A 17150-nucleotide genomic window follows, 5' to 3' on the forward strand; every position below is an offset into this window, starting at 1 on the left:
CCTTCGCCGCGTTTCCGAATACCCCGAGGGGGTACTCTCCGCCGAGTGGCGGAACCGCACCACCGGGAAGGGAGTGCGCTGCATGCACGCGATCGGGCACGCGTTGTCCATCACCGGTTCGATGACCTGGGAGATCACCTGGGCGCTGATCCTCGGCTTCACCCTCTCCGCCGTCGTCCAGGCGGTGGTGCGCCGCTCGACGGTCGTACGGCTCCTCGGCGACGACCGGCCCCGCACCCTCGCCCTGTCCGCGGGGCTCGGCGCGGCCTCGTCCTCCTGCTCCTACGCCGCCGTCGCCCTCGCCCGCTCCCTGTTCCGCAAGGGCGCCGACTTCACCGCGGCGATGGCCTTCGAGATCGCCTCCACCAACCTGGTCATCGAACTCGGCGTCATCCTGGCCCTGTTGATGGGCTGGCAGTTCACCGCCGCCGAGTTCGTCGGCGGCCCGGTCATGATCGTCGTCCTCGCGGTGCTGTTCCGCGTGTTCCTGCGGGAGCGGCTGCTGCGCGAGGCACGCCGGCAGGCCGAGCGCGGGCTCGCCGGGTCGATGGAGGGGCACGCGGCGATGGACATGTCCGTCCAGGGCGAGGGCGGCTTCCTGCGCCGGCTGCTGTCCCGGGACGGCCTCACCTCCGTGTCGCACATCTTCGTCATGGAGTGGGCCGCGATCCTGCGCGACCTGGTCGTGGGGCTGCTGATCGCCGGGGCCATCGCCGCCTGGGTGCCGGGCGACTTCTGGCACACCTTCTTCCTGGCCGGCCACCCCCTCGCCGCCAAGCTGGTCGGACCGCTGATCGGACCGGTCGTCGCCGTCGCCACGTTCGTCTGCTCCATCGGCAACGTGCCGCTCGCGGTGGTGCTCTGGAAGGGTGGCATCAGCTTCGGCGGCGTCATCGCCTTCATCTACGCCGACCTGCTGATCCTGCCGATCCTCAACATCTACCGGAAGTACTACGGCGCCCGCATGGCCGGCTTCCTGCTCGCCGCCTTCTTCGCCGCCATCGCGGTGGCCGGCTACGTCGTGGAGTTCGCCTTCGGCGGCCTCGGCCTCGTCCCCGACCAGGCCGTGGCCAAGCTCCCCGAGGAGGGCGTCCGCTGGAACTACACGACCTGGCTCAACATCGCCTTCCTCCTCCTCGCCGCCTGCCTCGTCGTCCGCTTCCTGCGCACCGGCGGCCCGGCGATGCTGCGCATGATGGGCGGCTCCCCGCAGCAGACCGAGGAGCACGGGCACGAGCAGCACGACCACCACCACTGAACCGGGCACCCTGGGGCTAGGGTGCCCCCGTGACCACCGACCTGGCCCTGCTGTCCCGCGTCGCCTATCGCGGGCGCGAGATCACCGCGCCCCGGCTGCGCGGGCTGCTGGCGTTGCTGGCCGAGGAGTTGCGCGCCGGGTGCGGCACCGGCCGGCTGGTGGCGGGACTGTGGCCGGACGAACAGCCGGAGCGGCCGGGCAAGGCCGTGCAGGTGCTGGTGTCCCGGCTGCGCACCCAGCTCGGCGCCGACGTGGTGGTGAGCACGCCGACCGGCTACCGGCTGGCCCTGGACGAGACCCGGGTGGACAGCTCCGCGCTGCTCGCGCACGAGGCCGCGAGCGCCGCGTGCGCCCGGGCCGGGGACCACGCGGGCGCCCTGGCGCGCAGCGAGGCCGGCCTCGCGCTGTGGGACGGGAACGTGGGCGACGGCGACCCGGACGACCCGGTGACGGCGCTGCGGACGGCCCGCGTGCGGCCGTACCGGGCGCTGATACGGCACCGGGCGCTCGCCCTCGCCCGCCTCGGCCGCCCGGCCGAGGCCCTCCCGCTCCTCACCGGACTGCACCGCGAACACCCCCGCGACGAGGAGCTGTTGGCGCAGCTGCTGCGCTGCGAGGCCGCCACGGCGGGACGGCCCGCCGCACTGCTGCGGTACGAGGAGTACCGGCGCGGGCTGCGCGAGGAACTCGGCGCCGACCCGGGCGCCGAACTGCGCGCGCTGCACACCGAGTTGCTGCGCCCCGACACCGCCCCGGCCCGGCACGGCGTACCGCACGAGCCCAACCCGCTGCTGGGCCGGGACGCCGATGTCGCCGCCGTCACCGCCCTGTTGCGGGACGCCCGGGTGGTCACCCTGCTCGGCCCCGGCGGGCTCGGCAAGACCCGCCTGTCGCACGCGGTGAGCCGGGCCGTCGAGCATCCGGTGGTGCACTTCGTGCCGCTGGCCGGTGTCATCGCCGACGAGGACGTGGCCGCCGAGGTGGCCTCGGCCGTGGGCGCGGGCGAGGCGCGCCAGCCCACCGGCCCGGGCGACGGCGACGTCGTGCGCGCCGTCGCCGCCGCGCTCGGCCCCGGCCCCGCCCTGCTGGTGCTGGACAACTGCGAGCACGTGCTCGCCGGGGCGGCCGCGCTCGCCCAGGCACTGGTCTCGCGCTCCCGCGAACTGCGGGTGCTGGCCACCAGCCGGGCCCCGCTCGGGCTCACCTCGGAGGCCGTCTACGCGGTGCCCGAACTCTCCCTGGCCACCTCCATCGAGCTGTTCGAACAGCGGGCGCGGGCCGCCCGGCCCGGCGTGGAGCTGCCCGCCGACCGGGTGGCCGAGATCTGCCGGCACCTGGACGGGCTGCCGCTCGCCGTGGAACTCGCCGCGGCCCGGGTGCGGGTGCTGTCCGTCGCCGACATCTCGCACCGGCTGCGGGACCGCTTCGCGCTGCTGCGCGGCGGCGCCCGGGACGCCCCCGAGCGGCACCGCACGCTGCGGGCCGTGGTCGAGTGGAGCTGGAACCTGCTGGAGCCGGACGGCCGGGCGGCGCTGCGCGCGCTGTCGGTGTTCCCGGGCGGCTTCACCGAGGAGTCCGCCCAGTACGTGCTCGGCGAGGACGGCGACGCGCTCGGCCTGCTGGAGCAGCTCGCCGCCCAGTCCCTGATCAAGGTGGGCGAGGGCCCCTTCGGGGTGCGCTTCCACATGCTGGAGACGCTGCGCGAGTTCAGCGCGGCCCGGCGGGCGGAGGCGGGCGAGGAGGAGACGGTGACCGACCGGTTCCTCGCCTGGGCGCGGGACTTCGGCCGGACCCACCACGACGTGCTGTTCGGCGGGCACACGCCGTCCTCCTTCCACCTCGCCCGCGCCGAACAGGACAACCTCGTCCTGGCGCTGCGGCACGCCCTGGCCCGCGCCGACGGCCCGGCGACCGCCGCCCTCACCGCCGTACTGGCCGCCCTGTGGTCCGCCGGCAACAGCTACACCCGGCTCACCGCCCTCGTCGCCGAGACCGCGGGCCCGCTGTCCCACTTCCGGCCGGAGCACCCCGAGGACGTGGAGACGGCCCGGAGCGCCGCGGTGGTCTGCACGACCTGCCTGTTCATGGGCTACGGCCCGCGCGCCGGACGCCATCTGGTCACGCTGCGCCGGCTGCCGCCCGCCCCGCCGGACACCGCGCTGCGGGCCCTGGCGGTCGTCCTGGCCGCCGTCCCGGAGATGCGCCCGCCCGGCTACGAGCGGCTGTCGCGGCTGTGCGAGGCCCCCGAGCCGATGCTGGCGGGCATCGCGTCGGGGGTGGCCAGCTATGTGTGGGAGGCCGAGCAGCAGACGGAACGCGCGCTGGACTGCGCCCGCCGGATGCTGGCCGCGCTGGAGCCCGGAGCCAACCCGTCCACGCTGCTGCTCAGTTACGGCCGGATCAGCGAGCTGTGCCTGAAGCTGGAGCGCGGCGCGGAGGCGTACGACCATCTGCGGGCCGCGGAGGCGCTCGGCGAGCACGGCGACTGGACGGACCTGATCGGCGTCCGGCACGGGCTGGTCTCCGCCTGTCTGCAACGCGGGGAGATCGAGGAGGCGGAGTACTGGCTGGGCCTCGCGGCCGGGGACCGGCAGCCGGAGTCCGCGTCCCCGGAACTGCTGTCGGCCCGCGCGGAGGTGGCGCTGGCCCGGGGGCTGAGCGAGGTCGGGCTCGGCCTGTGGCGCCAGGCGACGGCACGGATGCGGGACGGCGCCCTGGAGCCCGGCGATCCCTTCGCGGACTCCTGGTCGCTCCAGATGCAGGCGGCCGCGCTCGCGGCGCACGCGCAGCACGGCCGGCTGGAGCCGGTGACCGGGCTGGCCGAGCGGCTGCGGGAGAAGCTGCTCGCCATGCTGTCCGGTGCCTCCGGTGCCGGTGAGCTGGTGGAACTGCCGGTGTACGGGACGGTGTTGGTGGCGCTCGGCCTCGCGGGACTGGCCCGCGGCGAGACGGCGGCCGTACGGCTGATGGCGCTCGCGGAGCGGATGCCGGTGCTGCGGGACTACCCCACGCTGTCCTCGGCGCGCTGCCGGCAGGCGGCCGAGAGCGCCGCCGGGGCGGCCTACGCCGAGGCGAGATCGGCGTACACCGCCCTGGGGCCGGAGGAGTTGCGGGCCGAGGCCCTGCGCGAGCTCACCGCCGCGGCTCGCGGTTGAAGCGCGCCCTGCACCACACATAGCCGAGCACGGTCAGCGCCAGGCACCAGCCGATCGCCAAGACCGCGTTCACGGTGCCGATCCCGCTGCCGAGCAGCAGCCCGCGCAGGGTCTCGATGGCGGGCGAGAAGGGCTGGTACTCGGCGAACCAGCGGAACCCGGTGGGCATGGCGTCGACCGGCACGAAGGCACTGGACAGCAGCGGCAGCATGGTCAGCGGCAGGCCGAGGTTGCTGGCGCCCTCGGGGTTGGGGCTCACCAGGCCGATGCCGACCGCGATCCACGTCAGCGCCAGGCTGACCAGGGCCATCAGCCCGGCCGCCGCCAGCCACTCGACCGGTGTGGCGTTCGGGCGGAAGCCGATGGCGAGTCCGATGGCCAGGATCAGCACCAGGGCCAGCATCGTCTGGATCACGCTGCCGATGACGTGACCGACCAGCACGGAGGCGCGGGAGATCGCCATGGTGCGGAACCGGGCCATGATGCCCTCGGTCATGTCGGTGGCCACGGACACCGCGGTGCCGAGCGAGATCATGCCGACGGTCATCAGCAGGATGCCGGGCACGATGTAGGCGACGTACTGGGAGCGGTCCGCGTGCCCGCCGCCCATGCCGGCGCTCATCACGTTGCCGAAGACGTAGACGAACAGCAGCAGGAGCATCACCGGGGTGAGCAGCACGTTCAGGGTGAGGGAGGGGTAGCGGCGGGCGTGCAGGAGGCTGCGCCGCAGCATGGTGAGGTTGTCGCGCAGGGCGTGGGCCCGGGGGGACGGTGCTGCGGCGCTCATCGGGCGGTCTCCTTCTCGGTGGGTTCGGTGGAACCGTTGGTCTGGGCGGGGACGTCGGCGGAGCCGGTGAGCGCGAAGAACACGTCGTCCAGGTCCGGGGTGTGCACGGAGAGTTCGTCGGCCTCGATGCCGGCGGTGTCGAGCCAGTCGAGGATGGCGCGCAGTTCGCGCTGAGTGCCGTCGCTGGGGATCTGGAGGGTGAGCGCGCTGTCGTCGCGGGTGGCCTCGCGCAGCGCGCCCGCCGCCCGCTCGTAGCCGGCCGGGTCGGCGAACCGCAGCCGTACGTGCCCGCCGGGCACCAGCCGCTTCAGCTCCTCGGCACTGCCCTCGGCGACGATCCGGCCGCCGTTGAGCACCGCGATCCGGTCGGCGAGCTGGTCGGCCTCGTCCAGGTACTGGGTGGTGAGGAAGACGGTCGTGCCGCCCGAGACCAGTTCGCGGATGATCCCCCACATGGTGTGCCGGGAGCGGGGGTCGAGACCGGTCGTGGGCTCGTCCAGGAAGATGATCCGCGGCTCCCCGACGAGGGTCATCGCAATGTCGAGCCGCCGCTTCATCCCGCCCGAGTAGGTGGAGGCGGGTTTCTTCGCGGCCTCCACCAGGTCGAACCGCTCCAGCAGCGCCGCGGTGACCCGCCGGCCCTCCGCCTTGGACAGGTGGTGCAGGTCGGCCATGAGGAGCATGTTCTCCTCGCCGCTGATCAGCCCGTCCACGGCGGAGAACTGCCCGGTGACCCCGATGGCCCCCCGCACCTTCTGCGCCTCGGCGGCCAGGTCGAACCCGCCGACCCGGGCCCGCCCGGCATCGGCCGAGATGAGCGTGGTCAGGATGTTGACCACCGTGGTCTTCCCCGCCCCGTTGGGCCCGAGCAGCGAGAAGACCGACCCCGTCGGCACCTCGACGTCGATCCCGTCGAGCACCGTCTTGTCCCCGTACGCCTTCCGCAACCCGTGGGCCGCGATGGCGAGTTCCGCGTTCGTCATGCCCCAGAGCGTGCGCCCCGGGGGATTCAGTGCGGCTTCAAGCCGGTTTCAGCGCGCAGGACCCCCTGAAACCGGGTGCGCCGTCGCTCTGTTGGGTGAATGTCCGCTTGTTTGCGCTTCGTCCGGGATGACTTGGGAGAGCATCACGGCGTGGAGAGCCCACGTGGACACGTGGAGATCCCACACGGACAAAGGGGGAACGGCATGGTGAACGAGGGACGTGGCGGCAAGGGAGTACGGGTGAGGCCGGCCGTGGTGGCCGCGGTCGCCGCCGCGCTGCTGGCCGCTCCGGTGGCCCAGGCGGCTCCGGAGTCGCCCCGTGCGGGGGCGGTGAGCACGGGATCGGTCGCCGCCTCCGCACCGCAGACCTATGCGGCGACCACGACCACCGCGGGCGGGCGCACGACGTTGCGCTTCGCCCTGGACGGCGGTGCGAAACTCTCCCGCGCGGACCTGGACCGCGTCGGCGCGCAACTCGGGCTCGGCAAGGGCAGCCTGCGCGCGGTGTCGGGCTCGGTGACGCAGCGCGCCGCCGCCGCACGCCGTTCCGCGGTGCTGCGCTGCGACAAGAACCCGAGCTGGAGCGACGCCAACGGCACCCTGGCGGCCCGGTTCAACTGCCACTACTCGAACATCAACTGGGGCTTCAAGATCTCCGCCCGGTTGCAGTCCATCATCACGAGCAACGTCAACGAGTCCGGCGTCTCCTGGTGGCGCAACGGCAAGCGCATGCCGAAGAACGCGGGCCACGTCGTCGGCAAGAGCTACCACTTCCACGGCACGCTGAAGCCGGTCAAGCACGGCGACCACGTCCAGTTCCAGGACTACATGACCTTCCGGGTCCGCATCGGCGGCCGGCCCGGCACCGGCTCCCTGGTTTGGGCGGCGGACGTGACGGCGAAGAAGTAGGGGCGACGGACGGGGAGTGGCTCATGGCGCTCGACGTGGGGACGGTACGGGGCTGGGCGGAGTCCGTGCTGCGCGGGCTGGGGGCGCCGGACGGGGCCGTGCTCCAGGTCGCGGAAGGCACGGCCCCCGGCGCCGGGGCCGGGGTGCACGTCACCCTCGCCTACCCGGACGGCTCCTCCGTCACGGTGGACCTGGACGACGCCCTGCCCGAACCCGAAGCGCTGCTCCTGCTGGCGGAGCAGCTCCAGGACAGCCTCGTCGAGTCCACCGGCGGCCGTCCCGTGCCCCCGTGTCCGGTGCCCGGCCACGCGCACCCGGCGGCCCCGCGGGTGTCGAACGGAGCCCTGTCCTGGCGCTGCCCGCTGGACGACGCCGGGGGCGCCGGCTCGTGAACAAGGCCGCGCCCCGGTGGCCGGCGCGGCCCGGCGTCACCTGACCGGGCCCGTGCCGGGGCGCTCGGCCACGGCCCGGTCGATGGCGGACTCCACCGCCGCCACCCGGTCCGCCAGCAGGGTGAGGGCGGCGACCGCGCGGGTCAGCGGGTCCTCCTCCGGGCCGCCGAGGGTGCGGGTGCGGATATGGGCGGCCTTGATCTCCGCCCAGCGGGCCGCCCGGCCCGCGTCCAGCGTGCCGCGCAGTTCGGCGAGTTTGAGGAGGTTGGCCTCGGCGCCCGTGGTGAGGGTCTGCGCCTCGGCGGTGTAGTGGTCCTGGACCACGGCCTCGCGTTCGGCGGAGTTCATCACCGGGCGCAGCCGCTGGGCGATCTTGTTCATGTCGCGGTAGGAGCCCTGGAGGCGGAACGGCGGCTCGGTGCGCGCGTCGGCGGACTGGGCGGCGGAGGCGATGTAGGCCGCGTTGACCGTGAGGACGGTGTCGCGCACCGCCAGCAGATGGGCCAGCACCGCGAGGACCCGGTCGAGTTCGGCCGGGGGCAGGGGCTGGGCGAGGCGGTCCGCGCGGGCCGTCGGATCCCCCGCGGCCAGCCGGACCAGCAGGTCCAGGTCCGCCCGGTCGCGCGCGGCGAGCGGGGACAGCACCGGGTTGGCGGTCAGGGCGTTCTCCACGAAGCTCAGCGCGAACGCGTCCTCCTTGCCGGTGAGGACGTCGCCGAGGTTCCACACGTCGGCCCGGTTGGCGAGCATGTCGGGGATGCGGAAGCGCTCGCCCGACTCGGTGTACGGGTTGCCCGCCAGGCACACCGCGAACCGCTTGCCGCGCAGGTCGTAGGTGCGCGGCTCGCCGTCCCACACACCGTCCACGCGCCGGGTGGCGTCGCACAGCGGGATGAACTTCTGCAGGAGTTCGGGGGAGGTGTGCTGGATGTCGTCCAGGTGGAGCAGGGTGTTGTTGCCGGCCGCCAGCGCGAAGTTGATCTTCTCGATCTCGCGGCGGGCGGTGGCGTTCGGGGCGTCGGCCGGGTCCAGCGAGGTGACGGTGTGGCCGAGCGCCGGGCCGCTGATCTTGACCAGCATCAGTCCGAGCCGGTCGGCGACGTACTCCATGAGCGTCGTCTTGCCGTAGCCGGGCGGGGAGACCAGCAGGAGCAGTCCGCCGGTGTCGGTGCGCTTGCCGGCGCCGGTGGTGCCGAGCTGGCGGGCCAGGCTGTCGCCGATCAGCGGCAGGTACACCTCGTCCACCAGCCGGTTGCGCACGAACGCGGGCATCACCCGGGGACGGTGGTCGGCCAGGCGCAGCCGCTCGCGCTCGGCGGTCAGCAGGGCGGTGCGGCGGCGCTGGTAGGCGCGGAAGCCGGGCACGTCGTGCGCCAGGTGCCGGGCGGTGCGGGCCAGGAACTCGTCCAGCCGCAGCTCCAGCCGCCCACCGGTCACCCGGGGGTGGGCGCCGAGCAGGCCCTCGACGGTGGCGGTGAGCGGGGCGTCGCCGTCGTAGCGGGGCAGGTCGGGGCAGAGTTCGGCGGCGACGGCCTCGGCCAGCTCGCCGGGCCCGGCGCCGGTGCCGCTCGCCGCGGCGTACGCGGTGAGCCAGGCCTGCGCCACCTGCCGCCGGTCCCGCCACTCGGCCAGTCCCGCCAGGTCCCGGCCGTACTCCGGGCCGGCCGGCGCGTGCCGGAACTTCTCCAGGAGGGCGCGGGCGGCGGCGCCGAGCACGAACCCCTCGGGGCCGCCGGTCAGCTCGTCGAAGAGGTACGCGGCGGCGGCGTGCGACCGGTCGGGGCCGGCGCCGTCCGTCTCCCGGTCCCACTCCCCGATGGCCGCGGCCAGCTCCCCCACCAGCTCGTCCAGGGCCGCCGACGGTCCGAAGGCGTCCCGGGCGCGGGCCAGGGAGCCGGCGCGGCGGGCCCAGGCGGTCCTGGCCTGCGCCGTCGTGCCGTGGGTCCAGAAGAGCTGGGCGGTGGCCCGGGCGGCGGGCTCGTGGCGCAGGGTGCCGGCGGTGTCGTGGAGGGGCAGCAGCGCGGTCAGCACCGCCGTGGCGTCGTGGTCGTGGACACCGCGCTCGTAGCCCTCGTCGTACGCCTCCTGCGCCGCCCGGCGGACCAGTGCGGGCAGGTCGTCACAGGCGGCGAGGGCGGCCGCGCCGTGCTCGGCGAGCAGCCGGGCGGCCAGGTGCTCGGCGCGGTAGACCGCGGGGGACTCGGAGGGCAGGTGCCGGTCCCAGTAGGCGCGGGTCGTCGCGAAGTCGGGGTCGGTGACCGGGGCGCGGTAGTCGGTGCCGGTGACGGCGAGGGCCAGGCCGTCGCCGTGCGGGACGAGGGCGAGGTCCAGTGGCTGGGTGTTGACGGCGAAGCGGTGGCCGCCGAGCAGCAGGGTGCGGCCGTCGTCGGCGTACAGGTCGGTACGGTCCCGCAGAGCGCGCGCGGCCTCCTGGCGGGCGGCCTTGAGGCGGCCGTCGAGTTCCTCCGCGCGCACGCTGTCGCCGAGTTCGCGCAGTTCACCGGCGGTCCGGGCGACCTTGGCGACCAGCGGGTCGGAGGCGAAGTACGCGGTGACCGCGTCGGCGTCGGCGAGGGTGGCCGCGCGCCGGGCCACCGTCTCCAGCATCCGCCCGGCCGACACGGCCAGTTGCTCGGCGCGGCGGGCGCGGGCGTCGGCGAGGGACTGCTTGCGGGCGGCGAACGCCTCGTGGATCTCGGCGCGCTTGTCGGCGAGTTCGCCGAGGAAGTCGTCGAACTCGGCGAACCGGCCGTCCAGGTCCTCCAGCCGGGCGAGCACGGCGGCCAGTTGGTCGTCGCAGGCCTCGGGGGTGCCGGAGGCGGCGAGCGCGGCGGTGACGGCCTGGGCGAGCAGCGCGGTCTCGGCGCCGAACTCGGCGCGGCCCTCCTGGTCCCGCAGCGACCGGCGGCGGGCGTCCAGCGTGGCGCGCGCCCGGTTGACACCGCCGAGCACGTCGGCGATCCGCTCCAGTACGGCGGTGCGCACGGTGGCGTCGGCGATGTCGAGGCCGGTGACCACCTCGGTGACCGTGCGCAGCCCGTCGGTCAGCTCGTCCAGGCGGGCGGCGACCGGCACCGTGCCGGCGACCGTCTCGATCGCCTCCGCCTGCGCCACCAGCCGCTCCACCTCGGCGCGCCGGCCGGTGAAGGCGTCCTCGCGGGCCAGGAACGCCACCGCCCGCCTGCCGAAGGCGGCCAGGTCGTTCTCGGTCTCGGCGGCCAGCTCCGCCACCCGCTCGGCGTCCACGTACCGCAGCTCGCGCAGGGTGAGCAGATGACCGTGGGCGTGCCGCAGTTCGGTCAGTCCGCGCACCCAGGCATCGGCCTCGCGGGGGGCCTCGCCGCGCAGCCGGCGCACCACGGCCGCGATCCGTTCCGTGGCCTCCTCCAGCGCCCCGGCGGCCTGCCGGGTCAGCTCCCGTACGGTCTCGTACTCGGCCAGCACCTGCTCGGCGGTCTCCCGGACCGCCGCCAACGGCTCGCCGACGGCGCCGAGTTCGGGCTCGTCGAGCCAGTGGTGGGTGTCCGCCGCGCGGACGCAGGCGGCGGTCAGCGCCCGGTAGCCCTCGCCGGTCGTGATGCCGTCGGCGACCAGCCGGGCCACGGAGAGACAGTCGGCGAGGCCGCGCACCAGGTCCGCGTTGCCGACCCGGGCGAGCGCGCCGGTACCGGTGCGCAGGGCGGCGGCGTGGGTGTCGGAGACGTACGGCGAGGTCCACCACTGGAGGGGGTGGGTGTGCGCGGGCTCGTCTCCCCCGGCGCGCAGCACGGCCAGCGCGCCGTCCTCGAACAGCGCCCAGCCCTGGCACGTCAGCGGGGTCGCCATCTCCTTGCGCAGGGTGTTGTACGACAGCAGCAGCGTGCCGCCGCCGGACCGGTCCCGGAAGGCGTACAGCACGTCCTCCCCGTTGGGCGCGCGCACCTCCTGCTCGAACTCCAGGCCCCGTGCGTCGAGTTCGTACGTCTTGTGGCGGCCGCTCGCCAGGCAGTACCCGCCCGGGAAGACGACGCCCTGCTCCTCGGGCAGCAGCCGGCAGGCCTGCCCGAGGCCGTCGAGGCGGACCACGGTCCGGGTCAGGGCGTTGAACACCAGGTACCGGTCGGTGTCCTCCTTGTACGGCCGCACCCGCAGCAGCACCAGCGGGCCGGTCGTCGCGTGGGCCACGGCGGCGTCGGCGAGGGACTGCAACGGCTCCGCCACCGGCTCGGCGTACAGCTCCTCGCCGTCCCGCGTGCGCACCGTGAGCGTGCCGCCGACGGCCGAGACGCCGAGCCCGCCGGGCACCGCCACATGGGGCTCCCGCCCCAGCACGTGGTCGGCGCGGCCGGTCCCGGTCCAGGTCACGTCCTGGGCGGGCGGTACGGCGTCGTCGCGGTCGCCGCGCGCGTCCAGGAATCGGGCGCGGCCGTCCTCGGTCAGCCGCCAGCGCAGGACGCGGACGTCCTCGGCCTTCTCGCCGGTGCGGAACACCGCGAGGAGGCGGGTGTCGGTGCGGCGCAGGCGGAGCAGCCGGGCGTCGCGGTAGTAGCGGTGCAGGGCGGTGAACTCGCGGACGAACGCGGGGTCGTCGAGGAGTCCGGGGACGGCGTCCTTTGCCGGCGGTCCGCCGTCCCGGCCGTACAGGGCGAGCACGTCCGCGACGGCCGCGTTCTCGCCGCCGCGGCCGGTGCTGCCGAACAGAAGGGCGTCGCCGACCGCCACGACGTCCTGCCGCACGCACGCGTGCGGGGTGTTCAGGTGGGCGGTGGCGGCGAGCTCCAGCCGGGTCGAGCCGAACTCCTCGGCGCGGCGGGCGTTCAGTGCCTCGGCCCGCCGCGCCAGCTCGGCCGCGTGTCCGGCCAGCCGGTCGCGCAGGACGTCGTAGGTGCCGGCGTCGACGGAGGTCTCCGGGCCGGGGGCGGTGGACATGGGGTTCCCTTTCGTGTGCGGGAAGGTGGGGCGCGCCGCCGAACGCGTGGCGGCCGGGCGCGCGGTCGGGCGCGCCCGCCGCGCCCGGCCCCGGTTCCGCCCGGCCTCAGGCGCGCGCGGCCCCGTTCAGCGAGGCGAGCGGCGTGTCCGCCAGGCCCAGCTCGCCCGCCCTCTCCAGCAGCTGACGGAACTGCGCGGCCTCCGCGCCGCCCCCGTTCATCAGCTTCATCAGCAGGGCCGACACCGTCAGGTTCTGCACGTCGGCCGAGCCCAGGGAGCCCAGCACCCGGCCGAGGTCCTCCGTGAAGCTCGCCGACCCGTCCAGCCACGGCCGCGCCAGCGTCTGCGCGGTGCGGGAGTTGGCCACGAAGCCGTCGACGCCCTTGCCGAGCGAGACCGCCGAGACCAGCCGGTCGAAGAAGACGGACTCCCCGCCGACGATGTCGATGTCGGCGTTCTCCAGCCCGGTCGCGAGCACCGTCGCCTGCGCCTGGGCGACCTGGCGCTGCGTCTCCAGTCCGGCCAGCCGGATCTCCTTCTCGGCCTGCAACCGCAGCCGGTACTCCTCGTGCCCGCGCGACGCCTCGTCCAGCGCGGCCATCGCGGCGGCCTTCTCGGTGAGCCCCGCCGCCTCGGCCTTCAGCTTCTCGCCGATGCCGGACGCCTCCGCGAGCGCCGCCGCCTTCGCGCCCTCGGCCTCGGCGAGCGCCTTGGCCCGCGCGCCCTCCGCCTCGGCCTTGAGCCGTGCCTCGGTCGCCGCGGCCGCCGCCTGTTCGCCCTCGGCCTGAGCGAGCCCCTTGGCCCGCGTCCCCTCGGCCTCCGCGAGGGCCTTCGCCTGGACGCCCTCCGCCTCGGCGCGCAGCCGCGCCTGGGTGGCCTCCGCCTCCGCGCGGCCGGCCTTCACGGTGACCTCGGCCTCCTTGTCGCGCACCTGCACCGCGGCCAGCCCCTCGGCGGCGGACTCCGCCTGGACGCCCTCGGCGAGCCGCAGCTTGGCCCGCGCGTCGAGGTCGGCGGTCTTCAACCGCGCCTCGGCCAGGGTGAGTTCCTCGGCGGCGCGGTGCGTTGCGGCCTGCTCGGCGGCCTCCGCGGCCTTGATGTCCTTGACCAGCTTCTCCTGCGCCTCCGCCTCGGCGGCGATGACCAGGGCCTGCCGCTCGCGCTCGGCCTCCTCGACCACGCGCAGCTTCTTGATGGACTCCTCCTGCTCGGCGACCGTACGGTCCACCGCGACCCGTTCCCGGATCACCTCGGCGATGTCCCGCCGCTCCGCCTCGACCTCCTTCTCGGCGGAGATCCGGGTCAGCTGGGTCTCCCGCTCGCGGGCGATGACCTCCAGCAGGCGGTCCTTCTCGATGCGCTCGTTCTCCACGGCGATGACCCGCTCGCGGTTCTTCGCGGCGACCGCGATCTCCCGCGCCTGGTTCTCCCGCTGCACGCCGAGCTGCTCCTCGGTGCGCAGGAACGCGCCCTGCGCGCGCAGCCGCTCCTCCTCCACCACGCGGGCGGTCTCGGCCTCCTCGCGGGCCCGGGAGGTCTCGATCTCCCGTTTCTGCTTGATCTCGGCGTCCGCCTGCCGGCGCTCCAGCTCCAGGATGGCCTCGCGGGCGTCGACGTCCTGGCGGGTGATCTCCTTCTGCTCGGTGCGCTTGGCCTCGTTGGTGCGCACGTGCTCCACGGCCGTCAGCTCGGTGATCTTGCGGATGCCCTGGGCGTCGAGGACGTTGGCCGGGTCCAGCTGGCTCAGCGGCGTCTGCTCCAGGTAGTCGATCGCCGCGTCCTCCAGGTGGTACCCGTTGAGGTCGACACCGATCAACTCGATGATGTGGTACCGCAGTTCCTCGCGCTTGGTGTACAGGTCGGTGAAGTCCATCTGCTTGCCGACGGTCTTCAGCGCCTCGGAGAACTTGGCGTGGAACAGCTCCTGGAGCGTGTCCTGGTGGCTGGCGCGCTCGGTGCCCACGGACTGGGCGACCTTGATGACGTCCTGCACGGTCTTGTTGACCTTGACGAAGAACAGGATGCGGATGTCGGCGCGGATGTTGTCCCGGCAGATCAGCCCGTCCCGGCCGGACCGGCTGATCTCGATGGTCTTCACCGAGATGTCCATGACCTCGGCCTTGTGCAGGATGGGCAGCACGACCTGGCCGGTGAAGGAGACGTCGACCCGCCGGGTCTTCGACACGATCAGGGCCTGGCTCTGGTCGACCTTGCGGTACAGCCGGGAGAAACCGAACAGCAGAAGCAGGGCGACGATCACACAGGCGGCGACGAGCACACCGAGGGCTTCCATGGCATACGTCCTTGCGTCAGACGGTGGGTCGGAGCTCCCCCGAGGCCCGGCCGCGGGGGCATGCGCCCATGCCCCCGCGGCGGAGCCCTCCGTAGTGCTCCCCGCGCAGATGGTGCGCCGGGAACGCCCGTTCGCGCATTGCCGCTTTCCGGCAGTGTTCACTACTGTCTGCATGCCGGACATGCGCCAAGAAAGCGTCACCGGCGCGTCAAGATCACGGGGGAGCGGGGCAGGGTGGCCGAGCATGGGATACCGGGGCGCTATCTGGACGGATTCGTCCCGATCCTGACCGAGGTCGCGGCCACCGGCCGACGGCTGACCCGGGAGGAGATCAAGGCCCGCCGCACCCTGGGCGAACAGGCCGCCGAGGCCGGGCTCGGGCTGCGCGCGCTGGTCGTCGCCCATCTGGCCGCGGCGCGCGGCGCCTGGCCCGTCGGCCCAGGCAGCGCGGAGAGCACGCCGGCCGCGCTGGCCGCCGTGGAACAGGCCGTCGACGCGTTCGCCGAGGGCTACGAGCGCGCCCAGCGGCTCACCGTACGGCGGGAGGAGGCGGCCCGCCGGGAGTTCATCGACGATCTGCTCTACGGCCGCAGCGACCTGGGCCGGCTGGCCGAGCGCGCCGAGCGGTTCGGGCTGCGCCTCTCGCGCGCGCACGCCGTCGCGGTCGCCGAGGGCCCGCAGCCGTACGTCGAGGGCGGCCCGGTGGCGCGGCGGGTGGAGGGTGAGCTGCTGGCCCGGTTCGACTCCCACAGCATCCTGCTCACCACCAAGAGCGGCCGGCTGCTGTGCATCGCGCCCGGCGACAACGACGAGGTGCTCGACCACTTCGCGCGGCAGGCGTGCGCGGCCACCGAGGGCGGCCGGGTGGCCGTCGGACGCCCGCAGCCCGGCCCCGGCGGGGTCGTGCAGTCGTACGAGGAGGCCCTGGCCGCGCTGGACATGGCCGAGCGGCTGGGGCTGCCGGGGCCGGTGCTGCACGCCGCCGACCTGCTCGTCTATCCGGTGCTGGCCCGCGACCGGCAGGCCATGGCCGACCTGGTGCAGCACACGCTGGGTCCGCTGACCGGGGCCCGGGGCGGCGCGGGCCCGCTGCTGGAGACTCTGGTCGCCTACTTCGACGCGGGCTGTGTGGCCGCCGAGGCGGCCCGCCGGCTCTCGCTCAGCGTGCGCGCGCTCACCTACCGGCTGGAGCGCATCCGCAAGCTCACCGCCGCCGACCCCGCCGACCCCGCGCACCGGTACATGCTCCAGACCGCGGTGATCGGGGCCCGCCTCCTCGGCTGGCCCGGCCAGCCGCTGTGACGCCGTGGGCCGCGCCGCCGAGGAGACCGACCGGCGCATGCCGCGGGCGCGGGACGCGACGGACCGCGGTTACGCGCGTCCGCTGGACGTCCCCGCCCCGGCCCGGATCGCGCATGTGTCGTCCGCGCACTTCACGGAACGTGCCGGAGGCTACTCGTCGACCGGGCGTTCCGGGCGGGCCCGGCCCGGTTCCGGGAGCCTGTCCTGCCGGGCGCGTGCGACCAGGACGTCACCGATGAACAGGTCGTACACCAGGATTCCGATGACCCCGCCGATCAGCGGGCCCACGATGGGGATCCACCAGTAGTGGGCGAACACGCCCGAGAGGGTGCCCGGGAAGGCCAGGCTCCCCCAGCCCTCCGCGTAGGTGAGCAGCCGGGGCCCGAAGTCGCGGGCCGGGTTGATGGCGTAGCCGGCGTTGGCGCCGAAGGACATGCCGATGGCGGCCACGACGAAGCCGATGATCAGCGGGGCCAGATTGGCCCGCACGGCCTGGTTGCGCAGGTCGAGGACGGCCACCACGAGCATCACCAGGAGCGCCGTGCCGACGATCTGGTCGACCAGGGGGCCCCAGAACCCGCCGTGGAAGTAGGCGGCGGGGAAGGTCGCGAAGATGGAGAAGGTGGCGTTCGTGTGCCCGTTCACCTTGGGGCCGGGCGCGGCGGCGTCGTAGGCGTGGATCGCCTGGTGGTAGACGAGGTAGACCAGTGCCGCCCCGGTGAACGCGCCGACCACCTGGGCGCACCAGTAGGGCACCACCTTGACCCAGGGGAAGCCGCGGCGCACGGCCATCGCCAGGGTGATCGCGGGGTTGAGGTGGGCGCCGCTGACTCCCCCGGCCACATAGACGCCGAAGACGACGGCCATCGCCCAGCCCCAGGTGACCAGCAGCCAGTCGCCGGCGGCGAGGAAGATGGTGGTGGGGGTGGCGGCACGGCCGGAGCCGGGCAGCGCGGCGACGGCCATCGCGACCGAACCGCAGCCGAAGCAGATGAGGACGAACGTCCCGAGGAACTCCGCCAGGCACTCGCCCAGCAGGCCGCCTCTGGCGCGCAGCCTGGAGGGTTTGATCAGCGACGGAATCTCGACAGCCATGAAAGGCCCCCTTGAGGAGGAGCAATACGGCCAACGTCACCATATTGGCGCAGAAATGCTCTTCACGC

10 protein-coding genes are annotated in these 17150 nt (G+C 74.3%); 5 read left to right on the forward strand and 5 right to left on the reverse strand.

Annotated features, from left to right (window positions below; genetic code table 11):
• Window positions 1-82 precede the first annotated feature (82 nt).
• On the forward strand, window positions 83-1258 hold the full coding sequence (locus tag ACSP97_RS17460) for a permease (RefSeq protein WP_355146313.1): 1176 nt from the start codon (window positions 83-85) through the stop codon (window positions 1256-1258).
• Between the two features lie 29 nt (window positions 1259-1287).
• Window positions 1288-4413, forward strand: a complete 3126-nt coding sequence (locus ACSP97_RS17465) for an ATP-binding protein (protein WP_355528671.1) — start codon at window positions 1288-1290, stop codon at window positions 4411-4413.
• Here ACSP97_RS17465 and ACSP97_RS17470 read toward each other — a convergent pair.
• On the reverse strand, window positions 4391-5200 hold the full coding sequence (locus ACSP97_RS17470; protein WP_355528673.1) for an ABC transporter permease: 810 nt from the start codon (window positions 5198-5200) through the stop codon (window positions 4391-4393). The genes ACSP97_RS17465 and ACSP97_RS17470 overlap by 23 nt on opposite strands.
• A complete protein-coding gene (locus ACSP97_RS17475; RefSeq protein WP_440558223.1) occupies window positions 5197-6183 on the reverse strand; it encodes an ATP-binding cassette domain-containing protein in 987 nt (328 codons plus the stop codon). Before ACSP97_RS17475 ends, ACSP97_RS17470 begins: the two co-directional genes overlap by 4 nt.
• Before the next feature lie 204 nt (window positions 6184-6387).
• Here ACSP97_RS17475 and ACSP97_RS17480 point away from each other — a divergent pair, with 204 nt between their 5' ends.
• Complete coding sequence (locus ACSP97_RS17480) at window positions 6388-7092, forward strand: hypothetical protein (RefSeq protein WP_355146321.1); 705 nt, start codon at window positions 6388-6390, stop codon at window positions 7090-7092.
• Between the two features lie 23 nt (window positions 7093-7115).
• On the forward strand, window positions 7116-7484 hold the full coding sequence (locus ACSP97_RS17485; protein WP_355321612.1) for a hypothetical protein: 369 nt from the start codon (window positions 7116-7118) through the stop codon (window positions 7482-7484).
• A 36-nt stretch (window positions 7485-7520) separates the two neighbouring features.
• Here ACSP97_RS17485 and ACSP97_RS17490 read toward each other — a convergent pair whose 3' ends face one another.
• The gene (locus ACSP97_RS17490) at window positions 7521-12392 is read right to left on the reverse strand and encodes a DNA repair ATPase (protein WP_440558225.1); all 4872 of its coding nucleotides are present in this window, start codon (window positions 12390-12392) and stop codon (window positions 7521-7523) included.
• Between the two features lie 106 nt (window positions 12393-12498).
• Window positions 12499-14685: a flotillin family protein gene (locus ACSP97_RS17495; RefSeq protein WP_440558227.1), complete on the reverse strand. Its 2187-nt coding sequence runs from the start codon at window positions 14683-14685 to the stop codon at window positions 12499-12501.
• Window positions 14686-14919: 234 nt separating this feature from the next.
• Between ACSP97_RS17495 and ACSP97_RS17500 the strand changes: the two genes are divergently transcribed.
• Window positions 14920-15987: a PucR family transcriptional regulator gene (locus tag ACSP97_RS17500; protein WP_440558229.1), complete on the forward strand. Its 1068-nt coding sequence runs from the start codon at window positions 14920-14922 to the stop codon at window positions 15985-15987.
• Window positions 15988-16137: 150 nt separating this feature from the next.
• Here the strand turns inward: ACSP97_RS17500 and ACSP97_RS17505 are convergent, their stop codons facing one another.
• Window positions 16138-17082 (reverse strand): MIP/aquaporin family protein, encoded by a 945-nt coding sequence (locus ACSP97_RS17505; RefSeq protein ID WP_355146331.1) that lies wholly within the window; start codon window positions 17080-17082, stop codon window positions 16138-16140.
• Window positions 17083-17150: the final 68 nt, after the last annotated feature.

Origin of the sequence: Streptomyces sp. SCPE 10 (assembly GCF_051980735.1) — a bacterium.
GTDB lineage: Bacteria > Actinomycetota > Actinomycetes > Streptomycetales > Streptomycetaceae > Streptomyces > Streptomyces misionensis.

Bases quoted from the DNA above. Each gene is read 5' to 3' on its own strand.
- ACSP97_RS17460 (WP_355146313.1), top strand. From the start codon at position 83: ATGCACGCGATCGGGCACGCGTTGTCCATCACCGGTTCGATGACCTGG.
- ACSP97_RS17470 (WP_355528673.1), bottom strand. From the start codon at position 5,200: ATGAGCGCCGCAGCACCGTCCCCCCGGGCCCACGCCCTGCGCGACAAC.
- ACSP97_RS17475 (WP_440558223.1), bottom strand. From the start codon at position 6,183: ATGACGAACGCGGAACTCGCCATCGCGGCCCACGGGTTGCGGAAGGCG.
- ACSP97_RS17480 (WP_355146321.1), top strand. From the start codon at position 6,388: ATGGTGAACGAGGGACGTGGCGGCAAGGGAGTACGGGTGAGGCCGGCC.
- ACSP97_RS17485 (WP_355321612.1), top strand. From the start codon at position 7,116: ATGGCGCTCGACGTGGGGACGGTACGGGGCTGGGCGGAGTCCGTGCTG.
- ACSP97_RS17490 (WP_440558225.1), bottom strand. From the start codon at position 12,392: ATGTCCACCGCCCCCGGCCCGGAGACCTCCGTCGACGCCGGCACCTAC.
- ACSP97_RS17495 (WP_440558227.1), bottom strand. From the start codon at position 14,685: ATGGAAGCCCTCGGTGTGCTCGTCGCCGCCTGTGTGATCGTCGCCCTG.
- ACSP97_RS17505 (WP_355146331.1), bottom strand. From the start codon at position 17,082: ATGGCTGTCGAGATTCCGTCGCTGATCAAACCCTCCAGGCTGCGCGCC.